Origin of the sequence: Nonomuraea polychroma, assembly GCF_004011505.1 — a bacterium.
Taxonomy (GTDB): Bacteria; Actinomycetota; Actinomycetes; order Streptosporangiales; family Streptosporangiaceae; genus Nonomuraea; species Nonomuraea polychroma.
Map to the genome: position 1 here is coordinate 8,128,527 of NZ_SAUN01000001.1, position 19,018 is coordinate 8,147,544.

At 69.4% G+C, this 19,018-nt stretch carries 15 protein-coding genes; 5 read left to right on the forward strand and 10 right to left on the reverse strand.

Annotated elements, in window-relative coordinates; translation table 11 throughout:
- Positions 1 to 148: 148 nt before the first annotated feature.
- Positions 149 to 1,051, reverse strand: coding sequence for a 4-(cytidine 5'-diphospho)-2-C-methyl-D-erythritol kinase (locus EDD27_RS37020; RefSeq protein WP_127936529.1), 903 nt, complete (start codon positions 1,049 to 1,051; stop codon positions 149 to 151).
- Positions 1,052 to 1,151: 100 nt separating this feature from the next.
- A complete protein-coding gene (gene iscB / locus EDD27_RS37025) occupies positions 1,152 to 2,459 on the reverse strand; it encodes an RNA-guided endonuclease IscB (protein WP_241564462.1) in 1,308 nt (435 codons plus the stop codon).
- Between the two features lie 545 nt (positions 2,460 to 3,004).
- Here iscB and EDD27_RS37030 point away from each other — a divergent pair.
- Positions 3,005 to 3,223 (forward strand): hypothetical protein, encoded by a 219-nt coding sequence (locus EDD27_RS37030; RefSeq protein WP_127936531.1) that lies wholly within the window; start codon positions 3,005 to 3,007, stop codon positions 3,221 to 3,223.
- 312 nt (positions 3,224 to 3,535) lie between these two features.
- Here the strand turns inward: EDD27_RS37030 and EDD27_RS37035 are convergent, their stop codons facing one another.
- Positions 3,536 to 4,327 (reverse strand): C40 family peptidase, encoded by a 792-nt coding sequence (locus EDD27_RS37035; protein ID WP_127936532.1) that lies wholly within the window; start codon positions 4,325 to 4,327, stop codon positions 3,536 to 3,538.
- A 182-nt stretch (positions 4,328 to 4,509) separates the two neighbouring features.
- Positions 4,510 to 5,655 (reverse strand): FAD-dependent oxidoreductase, encoded by a 1,146-nt coding sequence (locus EDD27_RS37040; RefSeq protein ID WP_127936533.1) that lies wholly within the window; start codon positions 5,653 to 5,655, stop codon positions 4,510 to 4,512.
- Positions 5,656 to 5,714: 59 nt separating this feature from the next.
- Here EDD27_RS37040 and EDD27_RS37045 point away from each other — a divergent pair, with 59 nt between their 5' ends.
- Positions 5,715 to 6,293, forward strand: coding sequence for a TetR/AcrR family transcriptional regulator (locus EDD27_RS37045; protein ID WP_127936534.1), 579 nt, complete (start codon positions 5,715 to 5,717; stop codon positions 6,291 to 6,293).
- Positions 6,294 to 6,538: 245 nt separating this feature from the next.
- Here the strand turns inward: EDD27_RS37045 and rsmA are convergent, their stop codons facing one another.
- Positions 6,539 to 7,399 (reverse strand): 16S rRNA (adenine(1518)-N(6)/adenine(1519)-N(6))-dimethyltransferase RsmA, encoded by an 861-nt coding sequence (gene rsmA / locus EDD27_RS37050; RefSeq protein WP_206641816.1) that lies wholly within the window; start codon positions 7,397 to 7,399, stop codon positions 6,539 to 6,541.
- A gap of 46 nt (positions 7,400 to 7,445) precedes the next feature.
- Here rsmA and EDD27_RS55925 point away from each other — a divergent pair, with 46 nt between their 5' ends.
- The gene (locus tag EDD27_RS55925; RefSeq protein WP_338324681.1) at positions 7,446 to 9,338 is read left to right on the forward strand and encodes a serine/threonine-protein kinase; all 1,893 of its coding nucleotides are present in this window, start codon (positions 7,446 to 7,448) and stop codon (positions 9,336 to 9,338) included.
- On the forward strand, positions 9,335 to 10,537 hold the full coding sequence (locus tag EDD27_RS37060; RefSeq protein ID WP_164903953.1) for an FG-GAP repeat protein: 1,203 nt from the start codon (positions 9,335 to 9,337) through the stop codon (positions 10,535 to 10,537). Before EDD27_RS55925 ends, EDD27_RS37060 begins: the two co-directional genes overlap by 4 nt.
- A gap of 5 nt (positions 10,538 to 10,542) precedes the next feature.
- Here EDD27_RS37060 and EDD27_RS37065 read toward each other — a convergent pair whose 3' ends face one another.
- The 4 genes from EDD27_RS37065 to EDD27_RS37080 form a co-directional block, all read right to left on the reverse strand.
- Entirely contained in the window at positions 10,543 to 11,451 is a 909-nt protein-coding gene (locus EDD27_RS37065) for a resuscitation-promoting factor (RefSeq protein WP_164903954.1), read from the reverse strand.
- Between the two features lie 78 nt (positions 11,452 to 11,529).
- Complete coding sequence (locus EDD27_RS37070) at positions 11,530 to 12,384, reverse strand: TatD family hydrolase (RefSeq protein WP_127936536.1); 855 nt, start codon at positions 12,382 to 12,384, stop codon at positions 11,530 to 11,532.
- 5 nt (positions 12,385 to 12,389) lie between these two features.
- Positions 12,390 to 14,171, reverse strand: coding sequence for a methionine--tRNA ligase (metG, locus tag EDD27_RS37075; RefSeq protein WP_127936537.1), 1,782 nt, complete (start codon positions 14,169 to 14,171; stop codon positions 12,390 to 12,392).
- A 454-nt stretch (positions 14,172 to 14,625) separates the two neighbouring features.
- A complete protein-coding gene (locus EDD27_RS37080; RefSeq protein ID WP_206641817.1) occupies positions 14,626 to 15,846 on the reverse strand; it encodes a glycosyltransferase family 2 protein in 1,221 nt (406 codons plus the stop codon).
- Between the two features lie 99 nt (positions 15,847 to 15,945).
- Here EDD27_RS37080 and EDD27_RS37085 point away from each other — a divergent pair, with 99 nt between their 5' ends.
- Complete coding sequence (locus EDD27_RS37085; RefSeq protein ID WP_241564463.1) at positions 15,946 to 17,493, forward strand: hypothetical protein; 1,548 nt, start codon at positions 15,946 to 15,948, stop codon at positions 17,491 to 17,493.
- On the opposite strand, the gene EDD27_RS37090 is transcribed toward EDD27_RS37085, so the two are convergent.
- Positions 17,429 to 19,018: a dolichyl-phosphate-mannose--protein mannosyltransferase gene (locus EDD27_RS37090; protein WP_127936538.1), complete on the reverse strand. Its 1,590-nt coding sequence runs from the start codon at positions 19,016 to 19,018 to the stop codon at positions 17,429 to 17,431. The genes EDD27_RS37085 and EDD27_RS37090 overlap by 65 nt on opposite strands.

Consider the following 19,018-nt stretch of genomic DNA (forward strand, 5'->3'; position numbering starts at 1 on the left):
CGCCCTAACGCGGCGGCCCGTACACGGCAGCCCTGACGCGGCGCCCGTACACGGCGGCCCGGCTGGCGCCCTGACGCGGCGAAACGAGGCCGGGTTGACATGGGTTGAACAGGCGGGTGGGTTGGACCGTTGAGAGTGGCTGAGCCAGTTAGACGAGGGTGGCGCCGCGGACGGGGCCGTGGGCGGGGACGGCGGTGTGGGCGGCGCCTGTGGTGGTCAGGCTGAGGGCCAGGTCGCGGGCGTGGAGGGCGTCGATGGCCAGGAAGGCACAGGTGGGACCCGACCCGGAGACGATCGCGCCGAGGGCCCCGTGCTGACGGCCGGCGTCCAGGGTCGGCGCCAGCTCCGGGCGGAGGTTGAGCGCGGCGGGCTGGAGGTCGTTGCTCAGGTGGGCGCCCAGGGCGTACGCGTCGCCGGTGCCCAGAGCCTCCATGAGCGAGTCGTTCAGTTGGGGCCACGGGACCTCGGCGCCCTCGGCGGCGCGGAGCCGGTCGCATTCGGCGTAGACGCTGGCCGTGGAGAGGCCGCCGTTCGCCAGGGCGAACACCCAGTGGAACGTGCCGCCCGTGGGGAGCTCGCTCAGCTGCTCGCCCCGTCCGGTGCCGACGGCGGTACCGCCGAGCAGGGAGAACGGCACATCGCTGCCGAGGTCTCCGGCGATCTCCATGAGATCGTCGAAGGGCAGGCCCAGCCCCCAGAGCTCGTTGCAGGCGACGAGAGCCCCGGCGGCGTCGGCGCTGCCGCCGGCCATCCCGCCCGCGACCGGGATGTCCTTCTGGATGATCAGTTCGGCGCCGTAGGTGCGTCCCGCGTGTTTGGCAAGTGCGCGAGCGGCCCGGATCGCCAGGTTGCTGTCGTCGACCGGCACCTGGTCGGACCATTTCCCCTTGACCGACACAGTGATCGACTCGGACTCCTTCGCCACCACCTCATCGAAGATCGACACTGCGTGGAAGACGTTGACCAGGTCGTGAAAGCCATCTTCCCTGAGCGGGCCGACAGAAAGCTGCACGTTGACCTTCGCGGGCACGCGTACGGTCACCGAACTCATCGGACCTTCTCCGTGAATACGCCGGCCTTCGGGCCGTAGAGGAAACAGACTCCCGGGTAGCAGGGGAGGGAAAGGCGGTTTGTTGCCAGCTGAACCGCCGTCAGGATGCGCACCGGTGTTCTTCCTTCTTGGTGGTGTAGGCGTAGCCGTTTGCTCGTTGGAGCAGGCGGAGATGCTTGTGCGAGGTCTTGATAGGGCCGCTGGCGGTCTGCACGGTGTGGCTACCGGAGGTGCGGATGACAACCCGACCAGTGTGGGACCCGGGGTGCTTGCCTTTCCTTATGATCGCGCGTACGAGATCGCCGGTCTGATACCCGAAAATCTGCTTCGTGCGGGGCAGGCGCAGCCGGGGGAAGCCGAACCTGTCGGTGGCTGTCCGACAGTAGGAGCCCCGCCCGGTGGCGGCAATCACCAGTACCCGGCCTGGCCAGGAGGCGACACGGTCGAGATCGGCCACGTGGAGGGCGTCCAGGGTGTGGGATTTGGGGGCGCCGGTGCGGTGCCGGTTCCATTTGGTGCGGCCGCCGCTGCCGCAGCGCACGGGCAGGCCGGTCGCCGTCAACGCCGTATACAGCGCCCAGCGGGTGGTGTTCACGGCGGCGGCGTCTCGCAGCGGTGCCTTGGCCTGAGCAAGTATCCGAGCCAGGACGGCCGGGCGGCCTGCTAGGAAGTCGGTGACCGGCATGTTGTTCTTTGCCTGGTTGCACGGCATGCAGGCGACGGTCAGGTTGCTGATCCGGTCCGAGCCGCCTCGGGAGCGGGGCTGGATGTGGTCGATGTTCAGTGGGGTGCCGGTCGTTCCGCAGTAGGCGCAGGCCCGCCCCCATTTGGTCAGCAGGTATTCGCGGGTCTCATAACCATGCAGGGTGCCGTGCTGATACCCGGTGCCCTCCAGTGGCCTGCCTGCGGGCAGGGCGTGAGTGTCGAAGCGCACGGTTTCCACGTGGAGCGCCCGAATCGGGGCGAGGCGGCGCAGTCGCTGCACCCAGCTTATGACGGTGTCCACGCGGTGCCGCAGGCTCGGTGGGAGCCAGCCGTCCGGGCGGGTGCGGTTGGCGAACCGGGGGGCACGGTAGCGCAGGTTCGCGGTGCGACGACGCCTGCGGTAGGCGGTCCGAGCCGCGAGCTTGTCGCGGATCTTACCGCCGCGATGATCGAGCCGGATGCCGAACAGGCCGTATCGGGTGCCGTCGTGGGCGCGGAACAAGCTCATGCCGGTGTGCCGGCTGCCCGGGTCCAGGGAGACCTCCACACCCTGGATCTCGGACTGCTCGGCGGAGCGGTCCTTCAGCCGGATGGCGAACGGGGTGTGCCGGGCCACCACCGCCCGCCCCGCCTTCAGGAGCCTGCGGGCACGGGCGGGATGGCAGGGATCCAGCGGCGTGCCGTCGGAGGCCAGGGCGAACACGCGGGGTGCGGTCTCACGACCGGCTTCTCCCCTTGCGGGGGTGACGCTCGCCGCGTCAGGTGAGGCGTGGCGGGTCTCCCCTCGACCATGTCGGACACTCCGCTGCCCGAAGGCCTCCGCGCCCCGTTTCGTCCCTGCTCCAGGAGTGTCTGCAGGCGCGGATTCCAGAGTCCGCCGCTGAGGAAGCACGGCGAAGTGGATCTGCTGACGTGTGTCCAACGTAGCCACCAAGGTCACCTCCTTATGCATGGTGGCTGGATCTGGTCACTCCGGTCCGCCCCGGTTCAGCGGGACAGGCCCCGACCTACAGGCCGGGGAGCGAGTGACTCGATGTTATCGGGGCACGCGGCTCTGACGTGATGTTATCGGGGCACGCGGCTCTGACATGGTGTTCTTGAAGGATGACGTGGGAAACGATCAATCCCCCAACACGGAGAGTCAGATTGGCGGTCATTTGTCCGAGCGAGTTGCCGAGGTCGCGCAGTGGCAGGCCCCAGGGTCGCGTACGGGGAAACGGCTGGCGAAGGGCGCGACTGCGCGCCGGCATGGCAGACGCAGGCAGGAGGGGGCGGATCGACGTCGATGACGACGGCAGCCTGGTCGGCACGGCCGCCAAGGTGCGCGCTGCGATCGCCGTCGTGCCCGATGGGCTGGCGGTCACCGCCGATCGGGACTGCGGCGTGGAACTCGAGCCCGCGGCGGCCGCAAGTAATCGGTACGGGATCGGCTGGTCGTCATCTGCTTCGACGCCCTTGGGGGTCTGAATACGCTGGGCTCCTCGCCTTTGAGCGTTTCACGGGATGGCCTGCGGAACCTCACCGGTGATGGAACCGAGGGACTGGTGCCCGAATATCCGGTGGACCCCCGATGGATCGTGCTGGCCGGGTGCGTGATCTCCATCCGAGCGAGTCTGCGTTCGTGACAGCGGCGGTGGTCTGCCACTCGCGGGATGTGGATGCGGAGGCGCTCGTCGAAGCTATGGCGGGTGGGGGCCACCTCGCCCGCGACGAAGATCAGGAGCTTCTGGCCGCGCTGGTCCCGGGGTTTGTCAAAGCGTGTGCCCGGGTGGCGGGCGGTTAGCCTGGGCGTACGGTGCCTCGGAAGGTGGCGCGATAGTAGGGCGATCTGAGGAAGTTTGTCTTCTTGACCACATCGCCGGTCTTGGGGGCGTGGATCATGATTCCTCGTCCCAAGTAGAGCGCCACGTGGGTGGGGTCGCCTGTGCCGCCGCCGAAGAAGAGCAGGTCGCCGACGCGGCGGGAGCCGGGCGCGATCCTGCGGCCCTGGCGGAACTGGGCGCCCGTGTAGTGGCTCAGGGTCACGCCTGCCTGGGCCCAGGCATAGAGGGTCAGGCCGCTGCAGTCGAAGCCTCTTGTGTGCGCGCCTCGGCCTATGCCGAGGGTGGGGCCCTTCGCGGAGCCTCCGCCCCAGGAGAAGGAGACGCCCAGTTGGTCGAGGGCGGCGGAGGCGGCGATTTGGCCCTTGGTGGTCTTCCGCTTGGGCTTCTGCAGGAACGGGGACTGGGCTGCCGTGGTGGGCGGTGCGATGCGAGGGCCTGCGGTGGGGAATGCGGACTGGGGTGCTGTGCCGGGCAGGGCGGTCTGGGCCTCGGCGAGCGGTAGTGCGGCGAGGGGCCACGTGGCGGGTGCCGCGTGCATGGGCCACATGGGTGGTAGCGCGGTCAGGGGCCACGTCCGCGGCTCCAACCGGAGTCCTGGGCCCCACAGTGCGGGCTGTGCGTCCTTGGAGGGGGTTGCAGCGGGGGTGGGCAGGGCCGCGGCGCGGACCGCTGTGGTGGGGATCGCCGCAAAGGTCACGAAGAGCCCGCCTGTGAAGGTGAGCGAGAGAAGAGCAAGACGGTTGGTCATGGTCAGCCTTCCTGGATCCGCCGTAGCGGGTGGATGAGGAAGGCCAGAATCGTGTGGGGAGGCGGGGCGTCATGGGGCCGAACGTGATTCTGTGGAGAACGAGCGCTTATCCACAATCAGCGGGTTGATCTGGGGCTACCAGCCCAAATCCCAGCCGTGATCGCGAAGTTGTCACCGGCTTACTAGGCGCGCCAGAGGGCGGCAAGCTGCCGGGTGGCCAGTCGGGACGGAATGGCGCGCAGCAACGTGTCGCGTAGCCACGCGGCGATGCCGGTCTGGGAGGTCAGCCGCGATTGCCGGGCAGCCGCCCGCATCATGCGGTTGGCACTGGGTCTGCGCTCGGCGTCGTAGCGCAGGAGCCGCTGGACGATGTCTGCCGGCTCGGCGCCGATCAGGTGGCGGCTTAGTGCGGCCGCGTCTTCGAAGGCCTGGCTGGCACCCTGGCCGAGGTCCGGTGACATGGCGTGTGCGGCGTCGCCGAGGAGCGCGATCCTGCCGGCCGCGAACGAGGGCAGGGGTTCGGCCAGGCGGCTGATCGGGTCGACGTAGATGTCGGCGGGCGGGGTGGCCTCGATCAGCGCTGGGACGAGGGGGTGCCAGTCGGCCATCAGCGACAGCATCTGCCGGCGCGCCTCCTCCGGGCCGGGCGGCGTGCCGTGCAGATCGGAGTCGGTGAACCAGTACAGGCGGTCCTCGCCAACGGGGAACAGGCCGAACATCGCCCCGCTGCGGCGGTCGACCAACTGGCTGGCGAGCAGGTCTGTTGCCACGCCGGGAGGGCGGGGCAACATGCCGCGCAGGTCCATCCGACCGGTCCGCCGCAGCCCGGGGTGGCCGGGGAAAAGCTGTTCGCGCAGCTTGCTGCCGATACCGTCGGCCGCGATCACGGCGTCCGCTCTCGCGACGGGGTTGCCGTCGCTGATCACGGTGACCCCAGTAGGGTCGGGCTCCAGGCGCTCGACCGGGGTCGCGGTCCGGACCAGGTGGGAGGGCAGCGGGGTGCGTAGCGCGCGGTGCAGTTCCGGTCGGTCGATCATGGCGGGCGTCCCGACCTCCTGCTGCGCTTCGACCAAGTCGGTGACCAGCAGCGGCCGTCCGCGCCAGTCCCGCAATCCCCCGCGGGTCGCATGCATGACGTGCCCGCGAACGTCTTCGGCCAGCCCCAGCGCGTCCAGCGCGCGAAGCCCGTTGGGCATGACCACGATCCCCGTGCCGGCTTCCCTGAGCTCGGCGCCCCGTTCGAAGAGCGTCACCTCATGCCCCAGGCGATGCAGCCCCACCGCGGCCGCCACGCCTCCGAGCCCGGCACCGACCACCACGATCCTCATGAGACCTCCTCGCTGATTCACTACGATCGTACTAGTACGGCTATTGGTAGCATGACCGCATGCCGCCCACCAATCCGGCCCGTCGCCGAGCCCTGACCGATGCCGCCATCGAGCTGCTGGCGTCCTCAGGCGTGCATGGGCTGACCCACCGCGCGGTGGAGAAGCAAGCGGACCTTCCGCCGGGAACGGCCTCGAACTATTTCCGCAGCCGGGAAGCGCTGCTGGTGGCCGCCGCGGAGCGCATCGCCGAGTTGCATCACGCCGACACCGACCGGGCCGTCGAGCAGCCCTCGACGCTGGTCGACCTGCTGACGGAATCGCTGCTCACCGCGGCGACCACCCTGCGCAACCGCTATCTGGCGATCTTCGAACTGCAACTGGAGGCCGCGCGCCGGCCGGTGCTCGCCTCGGTGCTCGCGGGCCTGCAGGACACGGCGTTGCACGTCACCGCTGGGCACCACGACAAACTCGGCCTCACCATCCCAGGCGAGAAGATCCCGGCCATGATCGCGCTCTATGGGGGTGCGCTTTTCACTCTGGTCAGCGCGCCGCCAGGGAGCGTCAGCAGGGACGTTGTCCGGAATGTGGTTCAGGTCATCGTGTACGGCTGTGGCGAAGACGTTCAGCGGCGGCCTTGACCCGGCTGCCGTGCCGGGGCTGCCGAACCGGCGCCTCTACCTGCCCGAACACTCCTGAATCGGCGATCCCGGCCGCTGCCGGGCGCCCTCATCCGGCACCGCCCCGCCGGCAGGACCCGACCGCTTGCCCCCGTGTATGGCCCGCGAACAGTCATAGCGGCAGTGATTCCCAGCGGGACTCTGCGAGAGCCGGGAGGCCGGCGGGTCGGTGGTGTGGGGTGCCATCTTCTGGGCGACGGCCTGGCTCAGGGGCGGTGCTCGGCGATGCGGGCGAAGGCGGTGATGTCGAGCTGTTCGCCGCGGGCCGATGGGTCCACGCCGGCCGCCCTGAGGACGTTCTCCGCCTCGGCCGGACTGCCCGCCCACGACGCCAAAGCCGCGCGCAGGGTCTTGCGGCGCTGGGCGAACGCGGCATCGATCACGGAGAAGACCTCCTCGCGCGAAGCCGTCGTGGCAGGCGGTTCGCGGCGAATGAGGGAGACGAGGCCCGAGTCGACGTTGGGGACGGGCCAGAAGACGGTACGGCCGACGGGGCCGGCCCGGCGTACGTCCGCGTACCAGGCGGCCTTGACCGACGGCACCCCGTACACCTTGGATCCCGGTCCGGCGGCGAGGCGGTCGGCCACCTCGGACTGCACCATCACCAGGCCCTTGCGCAGGGACGGGAGCACCTCCAGGAGATGGAGCACCACGGGGACGGCCACGTTGTACGGGAGGTTGGCGACCAGGGCCGTGGGGACGTGACCGGCCAGGTCGTCAGGCGAGATCTTCATGGCGTCGGCGTTGACGACCGTGAGATTGTCGGACGGGCCGCGGTCGGCGACCGTGATGGGGAGTTGGGTGGCGAGGACCGGGTCGATCTCGACGGCCACCACGTGCGCGGCCGACGGCAGCAGGGCAAGGGTGAGCGAGCCGAGCCCCGGCCCGACCTCGATGACCACGTCGTCCGGTGACAATTCGGCAACACGGACGATGCGCCGGACCGTTCCGGCGTCGATCACGAAGTTCTGGCCTAGCTTTTTTGTGGGACGAAGATCTAGCTTGTTCGCCAAAATACGTATTTCTGCAGGGCCCAACAGCCTCATCATCCAATCAGTCTCCCGCATCGAAGAACCTGCGATGGCGGATGGGGAGACCAAAGGAGAGGATGGCGTGGAACAGGAAGGGACGTCCCTCATGGAGCCAACGGGCGCCGCGCCGCTCCGCCCGACGGACTTGCGGGAGATCGGGCCGTACCGCCTGCTGGGGCGGCTCGGCGAAGGCGGCATGGGGACTGTCTTCCTCGCACGTGCGCCGACGGGGCGCTTTGTCGCGCTCAAGGTCGTGAAGGCGGAGTTCGCCAACCAGGAGGGGTTCGCGGCCAGGTTCCATGGGGAGGTCGAGAACGCTCGCCGGGTGGCGTCGTTCTGCACCGCTCAGGTGCTGGACAACGGCAACACCGGCGACGGCCGGCCGTACATGGTGACCGAGTACATCGCGGGCACCCCGCTGTCCGATCAGATCGCGAAATATGGGGCTCTGGACCCGGGACCGCTCCATGGCGTCGCGCTGGGGGTCGCGGCGGCGCTGGCCGCGATCCACGTGGCGGGTCTGGTGCACCGGGATCTCAAACCCGCCAACGTGATTCTCTCGCTGTCGGGGCCGCGGGTGATCGACTTCGGCATCGCCAGGGCGCTCGACAGGGAGACGGGGTTCACGCTTTCCGGTGAGTTACTGGGCAGTCCAGGGTGGTGGGCGCCCGAGCAGGTACGCGGGGAGATGGTCAGCCCGGCGGCCGACATCTTCGCATGGGGCTGTCTGGTGGCGTACGCGGGCAACGGGCGGCATCCGTTCGGGCGCGGTGACCCCATCACGATGGCCCACCGTGTGCTGAACACCTCCCCGGAGCTGGGTGCGCTGCCCGCGCCGCTGAACGAGCTGGCACGACAGGCCACCTCGATGGATCCCGCCTCGCGTCCGACCGCGCAGGATCTGCTGATCGCGCTGGTGGGAGGCAATACGCCGCCGCCGTCGGTCAATCCGCCGACCCTGGTCGCGACCGAGATGCTCAGCGACTGGCAGCCGCCGCAGAACGTGGTGAACGAGCCTGACGTCACGGCGACGTTCACGACTCCGCCGCCGAGCGACACCATGGGGAAGTCGGCGCAGCCCAGCGGGCCCGACGTCGCCCCTGGCGCGGTCGGCGGGCCAGGTGTGGCAGTGCCCGGCGGGCCGCCGCCCGGTGCGGCGCCCGGTGCGGCGCGGCCGGATGCGGCGTCGTTCGAGGAGTTGGCGCGCAGGGAGGAGCAAGCGGCCAAGGAGGAGCTGGCCCGCTGGCCCGCCCAGGGTCGAGCCCAGAATGGAGCGCCCGGCCAGCAGCCGGGGGCGCACGGGCGAGGGGCGCAGGCGGCGGCGTCGCAGCCCAGACCGCAGGAGCCGCGGGGGTCGTTGCCCGGGCGACCGGCCACCGATACCCAGCCGGGCGACCGGTCGACCCGCATCACGCCGGAGCTGCTCCCGAGCGAGCCGGACACCCTGGGAGGCACGAGGACCTCGGGCACCCGGTGGCTCATCGCCGCCGCGGCGGCCGTGCTGGCCATCGTCGTCACCGTGGCCGTCCTGATCGTCACATCCGGCCGGAACACGGTCACCACCGCCGGCAACCCGTCCCAGGGCGCCACGGCGACGGCGAGCCCCAACGACGTGGGCCGGAGGTTCCCGCTGGGGGACAACTTCGACGACCCGATCGCGATCGTGGCGGCCGCACCTGAGTGCGGCCTGAAGGAGTACGAGGGCAAGACCGCGACGCAGGGCCAGCTCTGCGTGATCCGCTGGACGATGCTCAACCCGGGCGGCGAGCGCAAGGTGCTGATCCAGCCCGTGGTCACCATGGTCGACGACCGCGGCGGCGAGCACGACCCTGCCGCCGTCACGCTGCCCCCGGCCCTCCTGCCGGGCGCCCGCGTGGACAGCGCCTTCGTGTTCGACCTGGCCAATTACCGCAAGCCCGTGAAGCTGACGGCGACCATGCTCGAGAACGGCAAGCAGATCGAGGTGGCGCTGTGAGGTTCCGGGAGGCGCTCATTGCGCTGGTGCTCGCGGTCGGCTTGACGCCGGCCACCGCCGCCGCTCCGGCCGCCGCGGCTGCCTGCGCCGGGGCCGCCGATTTCGACGGTGACGGCGTCGACGACGTGGTGGTGGGTGACCCGTTCGCGGACGAGCAGAAGGGTGCCGTGCACGTCGTGTCCGGCGGCAAGGTCGTCCCGGTCGCCGTGCCCGGCCTGATCAGGGGCGACGCCTTCGGCTGGGCGGTACGCCTGGCCAAGGTCGACGGCGACGCGTGCGCCGACGTGGTGGTCGGCGTCCCGTACGCGGACGTGGACGGCGTCGAGGACGCCGGGGCCGCGTACGTGGTCTACGGCGGCGGCGCAAAGCCTCCGCAGCGCCTGACGGCCGCGCAGCCGCAGCGGTTCGCGCACTTCGGCTGGTCGCTGGCGGCCCGAGGCGACCTGGTGGCCATCGGCGCACCGTACGAGGACGAGGGACGGCTCATCGACGTGGGCGCGATCTATGTGCGCAGGGGCCCGGGCGAGCTGCGCAGGATCAGCCAGGAGAGCGTCGACGTGCGCGGCAACAGCGAGGTGGGCGACCAGTTCGGCTGGTCGATGGCGTTCGGGCCGAAGAACGCGCTGCTCGTCGGCGTGCCGTACGAGAACGACGACGGCGCGGGCCGTCAGATCGAGGCGGGCAAGATCGACTCGGGCTCGGCCGTGTTCATCGACGACGTGTTCGCACCCCAGATCACCAGCCTGAAGCTGGACTCGCCGACCAACGCCTCCGGTGACAGGTACGGCTACGCGGTGGCGTACTCCGAAGGCTCCGGCTACGCGATCAGCTCCCCTGGACCCGGCTCCGTGCAACTGCTCGATCCCGCCAGGAAGCCCATCAGGACGGTGACGCAGGGTGGCAGGCAGGCGTTCGGGTTCTCGCTGGCCGCCTCGGCGGATGGCCGGCTGGCCATCGGCGCCCCGTACGGCGGCGGCGTGCGCATCGTGTCGTGGAAGGGCACCGCCGAGGACCGGAAGCTGCAGACCGGCGACGGGTTGTTCGGCTGGTCGGTGGCCTTCAGCGGCAACAAGCTGTTCGTGGGACAGCCGGACGCGCAACCGTACGGGAAGGTCGCGGTGGCCGGGCGGAACGCCGAGAGCCTTGAGCCGCTCCAGCCGCAGAGGGGGGCCGACTTCGGGGTGAGCGTGGCGGGGTAGCGGCGTCAGGTGAGCAGGCGGTCGCCGCAGCTCGGCCATGGCCCCCGCCATTTGCCCTCCACCTGCTGATAGAGAAGCTGGGCCCGGTAGGTCTGCTCCTCCACCGGCCAGGCGGTCGGCAGGCCCATGCCGTCGACCGCCTTCCACACGGGCAGGCTGAACTGGTACATGCCGTAGTACGGCCCGTCCGGGTTGTAGGCGAGTGGGTCACCGCCCGACAGACATGTGGCCAGCGCCGCCCAGTTCAGCCTCAGGACGTCCGGCTGGATCGGCGTGGTTCGGAGCGGGGTGACCGTGATGACCGTGCCGTCCTTGGGGAAGCTGCCGAGCGGCGGGCTCACCGCGTAACCGTCGTTCGGGGTGATGCGATTCCTGCGGAGCACCTCGCGTACCGTGCGGGCGGTGGTGCTGGAGGCGACGCGGGTGGCGCCGGCGACCACGTACACCTTGCGCCTGGTGTAGACGGTCAGCGACATCCCCGACAGCGGCACCGCCTCGTCGCGGGGCGCGGAGATCTTGCCGGCCGCCGGGGAGATGTCGAGCTCGGCGAGCGCGTCGCCGACGTTCGTGCTGGTGACCAGGTGTTTGGTGGTGCGGCCGTCCAGGGTCAGAACCAGGGGGCGGGCGCGGCGCACCTCGATCCTGGATCCGTCGGCGACCTCGTCCTCCGTGCCAGGGCGTACGACGTCGCCGGAGCTCAGCTGGACGCCGGCCTCGTCGAGCACGTCGCGGACGGAGCCGGCGAAGCCGCGGACCGCCATCGGCCGCCCGTCGACGACCACGGTCACGTCCTTGGCCAGGTACGACACCGCCACGAGGGTCCCCACGGCCAGGGCGCCCGCCAGGCACACCACCGGCGTCCACGGGGAACGCCACGGGATCGGCGGACGTGGCGCACGCCTCCTGCCTCGCACGGACCACCTCCGATAAGTGACCGCCCGAACGCTAACCGTGACCGTACGCCGGCATCCGCGGTTTCACCGAAACATGGGTCACCACGCGCCGAAGACCGTGACTCCGTTGGCGTTGATCGCCTCGCACAACCGATCCGGATGGATTCCTTTGACCTCGGCGAGGCAGCGGAGGGTGAGGGGGATGAGGTAGGGGGCGTTGGGCTTGCCGCGGTGCGGGACCGGCGGCAGGTAGGGCGCGTCGGTCTCGACCAGCATGAGCTCCAGGGGCGCCGTGGCGGCGGCCTCGCGGAGGTAGGCGGCGTTCTTGTAGGTGACCGGCCCGGAGAACGACATGAAATATCCGGCTTCGACGCACTTTTTCGCCATTTCGGCGTCGCCGGAGAAGCTGTGGAACACCACCTTGTCCGGCGCGCCCTCCTCGGCCAGCACCTTCAGCACGTCGTCGTGCGCGTCCCGGTCGTGGATGACCAGGGCCTTGCCGGTGCGCTTGGCGATCTCGATGTGCGCGCGGAAACTGGCGTGCTGGTCGTCCTTGCTCGCCCAGTCGCGGTAGTAGTCGAGCCCGGTCTCCCCCACCGCCCTGACCTCGGGCCGCCCGGCCAGCGCCTCGATCTCGGCCAGCACCTCGGGGGTCGCCTCGTGCGCCTCGTTCGGGTGGATCGCCACCCCCGCGTAGACGCCTTCCTGGGCGGCCGCCGTCTCCGCGTTCCACCGGGAGGACTTCAGGTCGTAGCCGATCGTCACGAGCCTGGTCACGCCGACCGCCCTGGCGTCCTCCAGGATGCTCCGCACGGTGGCCGCGGCCGCCTGAGCGGCCTGCGCCACCGGGTCGACCGACGAGGCCTGCCGGTCGCCGACCATGACGTCGAGATGGCAGTGGCTGTCGAACACAGGTGCCGCGAGCGGCTCAGGGGCAGCGGGAAGCTTGCTCACGTGGGTCACTCGGCCAGCCGGGCCAGTTCCTCGTCCACGACCTTCGGGTCGAGCTTCTTGAACAGCGGCACGGGCGGCGCGAGCTGCGTGCCCGGCTTGATCGGCCGGTGCTCCCAGCGGGCCGCGCCGTCGTACTCGCCGGTGATCACCGGGTACGGCTCGCCGCCGTCCTCGTCGACCTCGTGGATCTCCGGCATGCCCGACCAGACGCCCTCGCCGCCGAGCATGGCGAAGACCTTGTTGGAGGAGTTGGGCAGGAACGGCGTGAGCAGCGTCTTGGCGTCATCGACCACCTGAAGCGCGACGTGCAGGATCGACTTCTGCCGCTCCGGGTCCTCCTTGAGCTTCCACGGCTCCTGGTCGGCCAGGTATTTGTTGGCCTCGCGGACCACGTCGAACGCCTCGGTGATCGCGTTCTTGAACCTGGACCTGTTGAGCTCCGCGCCCACCGGGCCGAACGCGTTGCGTGAGCGCTCCAGCAGCGCCCGGTCGGCGTCGGTCAGGTCGCCCGCCTCGGGCACGGCGCCGAAGTTCTTCGCCGCCATCGAGATCGACCGGTTGACCAGGTTGCCCCAGGCCGCGACGAGCTCGCCGTTGTTGCGGTTGACGAACTCCTGCCAGGTGAAGTCGGTGTCCTGGTTTTCCGGCCCGGCGACCGCGATGTAGTAACGCAGCGCGTCGGCGTCGTAGCGCGCGAGGAAGTCGCGGACGTAGATGACGATCTGGCGGGAGGAGGAGAACTTCCTGCCCTCCATCGTCAGGAACTCGCTGGAGACCACCTCGGACGGCACGTTGAGCCCGCCGAGCGAGCCCGGCGAGCCGTCGCGGGCGCCCTGCCCGCTGTAGCCGAACAACATCGCCGGCCAGATCTCGGCGTGGAAGACGATGTTGTCCTTGCCCATGAAGTAGTAACTGCGGGCGTCCGGATTCTGCCACCACTGGCGCCAGGCGTCGGGGTCGCCGGAGCGCCTGGCCCACTCGATGGAGGCCGACAGGTAGCCGATGACCGCGTCGAACCACACGTAGAGCCGCTTGTTGGGCTGGTCGCGCCAGCCGTCGAGCGGGATCGGCACGCCCCAGTCGAGGTCACGGCTGATCGCCCGCGGCTGCAGGTCGCCGAGCAGGTTGAGGGCGAACTTCAGCACGTTGGGCCGCCACTCGCCCTGCTTGGACTGCAGGTAGGTGCCGAGCACCTCGGCGAAGGCGGGCAGGTCGAGCATGAAGTGCTCGGTCTCGACGAACGTCGGCGTCTCGCCGTTGATGCGGCTCTTCGGGTTGATCAGCTGGATCGGGTCCAGCTGATTGCCGCAGTTGTCGCACTGGTCGCCGCGCGCGCCGTCGTAACCGCAGATGGGGCAGGTGCCCTCGATGTAGCGGTCGGGCAGCGTGCGGCCGGTCGAGGGCGAGATCGCGCCCATCGTGGTCTTCGGGAAGATGTAGCCGTTGTCGTAGAGACCCTTGAAGATCTGCTGCGTGACGGCGTAGTGGTTCTTCGTGGTGGTCCTGGTGAACAGGTCGTAGGACAGCCCCAGGCCGGTGAGGTCCTCGGCGATGACCCGGTTGTAGCGGTCGGCCAGCTCCTTGGCGCTGACGCCTTCCTTGTCGGCCTGCACCTGGATGGGCGTGCCGTGCTCGTCGGTGCCGGAGACCATCAGCACCTTGTTGCCCGCCATCCGCTGGTAGCGGCTGAAGACGTCGGACGGCACGCCGAACCCGGAAACGTGCCCGATGTGACGGGGGCCGTTGGCATACGGCCACGCAACGGCGGTCAAAATGTGCTGCGACATGGTCTTAGCCTAAGGGACTCAAAGTTCATCATTGTTTACGCGGTGCCGTGGCTTGCCACCCGCCGCACTTCGGCTGATGGCCCTCCAGGGGAACGGCCTCTGACCCTTCACCGGTGGCCCGCCGTTACGCGAGCCCACGTTAACCGACTCCGTGGTCCCAGTGGGCCCGATACGCACACGACCGGTTCACCGGGCGCCGCGTCGGCGGGACGTCGTGCGGTGGAGACCGGCGCGATGCCACGGCGGCCAGGGTGAGCCATGGAAGCCGGTCAACAGGGCGCGTCGTTACGGTGGTGCGCCACTGACCGGTCAGAGGCCGTTTCCCTGGACAGACGCGAGCCAGAGACGGCGGATGGCCGGCCATGGCAGCGCGTAAAGGATGGTTGACGCCTTTGATCTTCCTCGCGAGATCCCGGCGGCGACTGGCCGGGCCACGGCACCGCGTAAAAGATTGTTATGCTTTTGATCTTTCGCGGGAGATCGCTTCAGCGGCCTCCTCGGCGGCGGCGGCCGCCCGGTCGGTAGGGGTTTCGCGGGCGCGCCGGATGCCGAGGATGCTGACGAACAGCGAGGCGAAGATCGTCTGGAAGCTCATGATCAAGGCTGTCGCCGACGGCACCACCAGGCGCAGCGACTCGCGCGGGTTCAGCTCGCCGAAGCTCCGCACCTGCCAGTGCGCCAGCGACATCACCAGGCCCACCACGCCGGCCAGCGCCAGGAGGCCGCCGACCACGAGGCCCTTCTCCAGGGTGACGATGTCGATGATCTTCCGGATCCTGGGTGATTCCGGAAGGAATCCTTCCTCAGCCGCGTAGACCTTCGTGAACAGCGCGAACAGCGCCGCCTGGAAGCCGATCACCACCAGCGCCGACGACCCGACCAGGGTGTCGACGTCGAAGGCGAGCTCGCCGATCTCCACGGGACCGAAGGTCAGCGCGGTGCCCGCCACCAGGCCGATGATCATCATCAGCACGCCGGGATAGAAGAACAGCCACTTCGGGCTGTAGAGCAGCAGGAAGCGCAGGTGGCGCCAGCCGTCGCGCCAGGAGCGCAGGTGCGGCGGGCGGGAGCGGCCGTCGGGCGAGAGCGTCGTGGGCACCTCGCGCACGTCGTATCCGGCCAGCGTGGAGCGGACCACCATCTCGGAGGCGAACTCCATGCCGCCGGTCTGCAGCTGCAGCTTCAGGATCGAGTCGCGCCTGAATCCGCGCAGGCCGCAGTGGAAGTCGCCGATCGCCGACGGGAAGAACAGCCGGCCGACGAACGACAACACCGGGTTGCCCAGGTAGCGGTGCAGCGGCGGCATGGCGCCCGGCGCGATGCCCCCCTTGAACCGGTTGCCCATGACCAGGTCGGCGCCGTCACGCAGCTGCTCGACGAACGGCAGCAGCGAGGTGAAGTCGTAGGAGTCGTCGGCGTCGCCCATGATGACGAATTTGCCGCGTGCTGCCCTGATGCCGCCCATGAGGGCGTTGCCGTAGCCCTTTTCCTCGACGTGGACCACGCGGGCGCCGGCGTCGCGGGCAAGCTGTTGAGAGCCGTCCGTGCTGCCGTTGTCGGCGATCAGGACCTCGCCCTCGATGCCGTGCTCCTCCATGCACGCCAGTGCCTTGCGCACACAGACTTCCACGGTCTCCGCCTCGTTGAGGCAGGGCATGACCACCGTCAGTTCCACGTGTCTACCCTTCAGTTAAGGCTGTTCCAGTGAACCATCATGCCCTGTGCCCAGAGGTGTTCGGGTCAAGACCCAAAAACGACTGGCATTCTTTACAGCATGGTGAGCGTCGCGGAGATTACCCCTGTGGACCACTCCGCTCCTGGCCGGGCAGCACGTTGGCTGTCGTTCCTGCGCCGGCATCGAGTGTTCGCCGCGGCCTTCGGCGTGGGCGCCGTGCTGCGGCTCATCACCATGCTCGGCTACGGCCCGGCCATGTGGTTCAACGACTCCTACGAGTACGTCTCTGTGGCGCTGCACCCGCGGCCGCACCCGATCAGGCCGGACGGCTACAGCTTCTGGCTGATGCTGCTGAAGCCGTTCCACAGCTTCGCGCTGGTCACGCTCACGCAACACCTCATGGGCCTGGCCACGGCCTGCCTGATCTACGCGCTGCTGCGGATCAAGTTCGGCCTGCCGAAGTGGGGCGCCACGCTGGCGGCGGCGCCGGTGTTGTTCGACGCCTACCAGATCCAGCTCGAGCAGCTGGTGATGTCGGACAGCATGTTCACGCTGCTCGTGGTGGCCGTGATCACGCTGGTGTTGTGGAAGCGGCGGTTGTCGTGGCAGGCGGGCGCGGTCGTCGGCTTCCTGCTGGCGCTGACCTGGCTGACGCGCTCGATCGGCCTGCCGATCCTGGCGTTGGTGGTGCTCTATCTGCTGGTCAAGCGAACGGGCTGGCGGCCGATCGCGGCGGTGATCACGGCGTGCGCGATCCCGGTGATGGCGTACATGGGCTGGTTCGCCTCGGCGTACGGCAAGTTCGCGATGACCAACAGCGACGGCCTCATCCTCTACATGCGCACGGCGATCTTCGCCGACTGCAGCAAGATGAACATCGACAAGTACAAAGAGGTCCAGCTGCTGCTCCTGTGCATCAACGACCCGGTGAGCCAGCGCAAGGACTACGCGCAGTGGTACCTGTGGGGCCAGGGCAACGGCGACGGCACGGGCACCGGCGAGGTGCTGCACCGGTGGGGCATCCAGAAGAAGTGGAGCGAGATCACCAACGACGCCGCCAGCGCGTTCGCCACGCGGGCGATCATGTCGCAGCCCGGTGACTACCTGAAGGTGGTCGCGCGGGACTTCTTCCGCTCGTTCCACTGGTCGCGGCCGATGTTCCCGGACCCGTCGACGTACGGCATGTACCAGTTCAAGCCGTATGTGGAGCTCGACGACAACGGCCAGCCGAAGCGGTTGCCGAAGTGGTCGTCGTACGCCGGCGGCAGGACCGACACCGACGCGTTCAGCTACGAGCAGGGCCCGCCGGAGACGCGCATCGTGCACCCGTGGGCCGACATCATGAGCGGCTACCAGAAGGTGTTCTACCTGCGCGGCATCATGCTCGGCGGGATCTTGCTCATCGGCCTGTACGGCATCGTCGTGCGCTGGCGGAAGTTCGGCGGCCCCGTGGTGCTGCCGTGGCTGGGCGCGGTCGGCCTGCTGCTGGCTCCGGCGGCGACGGCCGAGTTCGACTACCGCTATGTGCTTCCGGCCGTCCCCCTGGCCTGCATCGCCGCGGCCATCACGCTGCGCAAGGGCGTCACTTGGGCGCGGCGGTCACCCAAGAGCGCATCAGCATCCGAGACCACCACTCTGCCTGTGTGATCGTCTCGGCGGTCAGCACCGGGTAGAGCCACCAGAAGTTGATCAGCACGATGAGCGCGAACGCCCCCACCGCCGCGGCCCCGACCGCCCGCCGGGCCGGGGGCGCACTCTCCTTGCCCAGGACCAGTCCCGCCATCAGCACGACCGCCAGCACCATGAACGGCACCACGGGGATCATGTAGAACAGGTACATCGTGCGGTTGTCGGCGATGGCGTAGTAGAACCACGGCAGCCAGCCGGCCCCGAAGGCCAGCAGCACGGCCCCGGCCCGCCAGTCGCGCGAGGACACGTACCAGACGATGAGGCCGAGCAGGGCGAGCAGCGCGCCGTACCAGAGGGCGGGGGTGCCGACGCCGAGCACGGCCTGGGAGCACTGGTCGGCCCCGCACGCCGACGGCGGCAGGTTCGACGGGTAGTAGAACGAGACCGGCCTCAAGAGCAGCGGCCACGACCACGGCTCCGACATGTAGGGGTGGTATTCGTGCAGGCCGCTGTGGTAGCCGAGCACCTGGCTCTGGTACGCGAACCACGACCGCATCGAGTCGAAGACGAAGAAGAACGGGTTGCCGGGCGAGGTGGCCCGGTCCCAGTTGCGGCCCCAGCCGCCGGCGGTGGCGAACCAGCCCGTCCAGCTCGCCAGGAACACCGCGGCCGGCGCCAGGGCCATCGCGGCCAGGCCGCCGGGCAGGTCGTACGACAACGCCCCCCGGTACGGCTCCCGCAACCCCAGCGCCCGCCTGGCCCCCAGGTCCCACATGAGGCTGAGCACCGCGAACGCGATGAGGAAGAAGATCCCTGACCATTTGACCGCGCAGGCCGCGCCCAGGCACACCCCGGCCGCGAGGCGCCACGGCCGGGCCCCGAGCCGCGGGCCGAGCTCGGTGATGGGCGCGCTCTCGTACCAGTCGACCAGCCGCCGCCGCGCCCAGTCCCGGTCGGCCACCAGGCACGCGAAGCCGGCCAGCACCCAGAACATCAGGAAGATGTCCAGCAGCGCCGTCCGCGACAACACCAGGTGCAGCCCGTCCAGGGCCAGCAGCAGCCCGGCCAGGCAGCCCAGCAGCGTCGAGCGGGTCATCCGGCGCGCCACCCTGGCCAGGATGAGGATGGAGAGCGTGCCCACGAGGGCGGCGGCGAAGCGCCAGCCGAACGGGTTCATGCCGAACACCCACTCGCCCGCGCCGATCATCCACTTGCCCAGCGGCGGGTGCGCCACGAACGAGGCGCAGTCGCCGGGCTCAGGACACTGCCGGAAGATGTCCAGGTTGCCGGTGATGAGGCGCTTGTCGGCGACAGGGTCCTTGGCGTCGCCCAGCATGGCCCGCTCGACGCCGTACCTGAGCAGCGAGTACGCGTCCTTGACGTAATAGGTCTCGTCGAAGACCACGGCCTTGGGCTCGCCGAGCCTGACGAAGCGCAGGATCCCGCCGAACAGCGCGACCACGAGCGGCCCCAACCAGCCCAGCAAGGCGGATTCCGGGAACGGCGGGACAAGCCGCTGCGGGGAAACCCCCCTGTTCTTCAC

Excerpts from the sequence above, each read along its gene's own strand:
- EDD27_RS37020 (WP_127936529.1), bottom strand. The coding sequence starts at position 1,051 with ATGAGTTCGGTGACCGTACGCGTGCCCGCGAAGGTCAACGTGCAGCTT.
- metG (WP_127936537.1), bottom strand. The coding sequence starts at position 14,171 with ATGTCGCAGCACATTTTGACCGCCGTTGCGTGGCCGTATGCCAACGGC.
- EDD27_RS37040 (WP_127936533.1), bottom strand. The coding sequence starts at position 5,655 with ATGAGGATCGTGGTGGTCGGTGCCGGGCTCGGAGGCGTGGCGGCCGCG.
- EDD27_RS37085 (WP_241564463.1), top strand. The coding sequence starts at position 15,946 with ATGGTGAGCGTCGCGGAGATTACCCCTGTGGACCACTCCGCTCCTGGC.
- rsmA (WP_206641816.1), bottom strand. The coding sequence starts at position 7,399 with ATGCGGGAGACTGATTGGATGATGAGGCTGTTGGGCCCTGCAGAAATA.
- EDD27_RS37035 (WP_127936532.1), bottom strand. The coding sequence starts at position 4,327 with ATGACCAACCGTCTTGCTCTTCTCTCGCTCACCTTCACAGGCGGGCTC.
- EDD27_RS37030 (WP_127936531.1), top strand. The coding sequence starts at position 3,005 with ATGGCAGACGCAGGCAGGAGGGGGCGGATCGACGTCGATGACGACGGC.
- EDD27_RS37045 (WP_127936534.1), top strand. The coding sequence starts at position 5,715 with ATGCCGCCCACCAATCCGGCCCGTCGCCGAGCCCTGACCGATGCCGCC.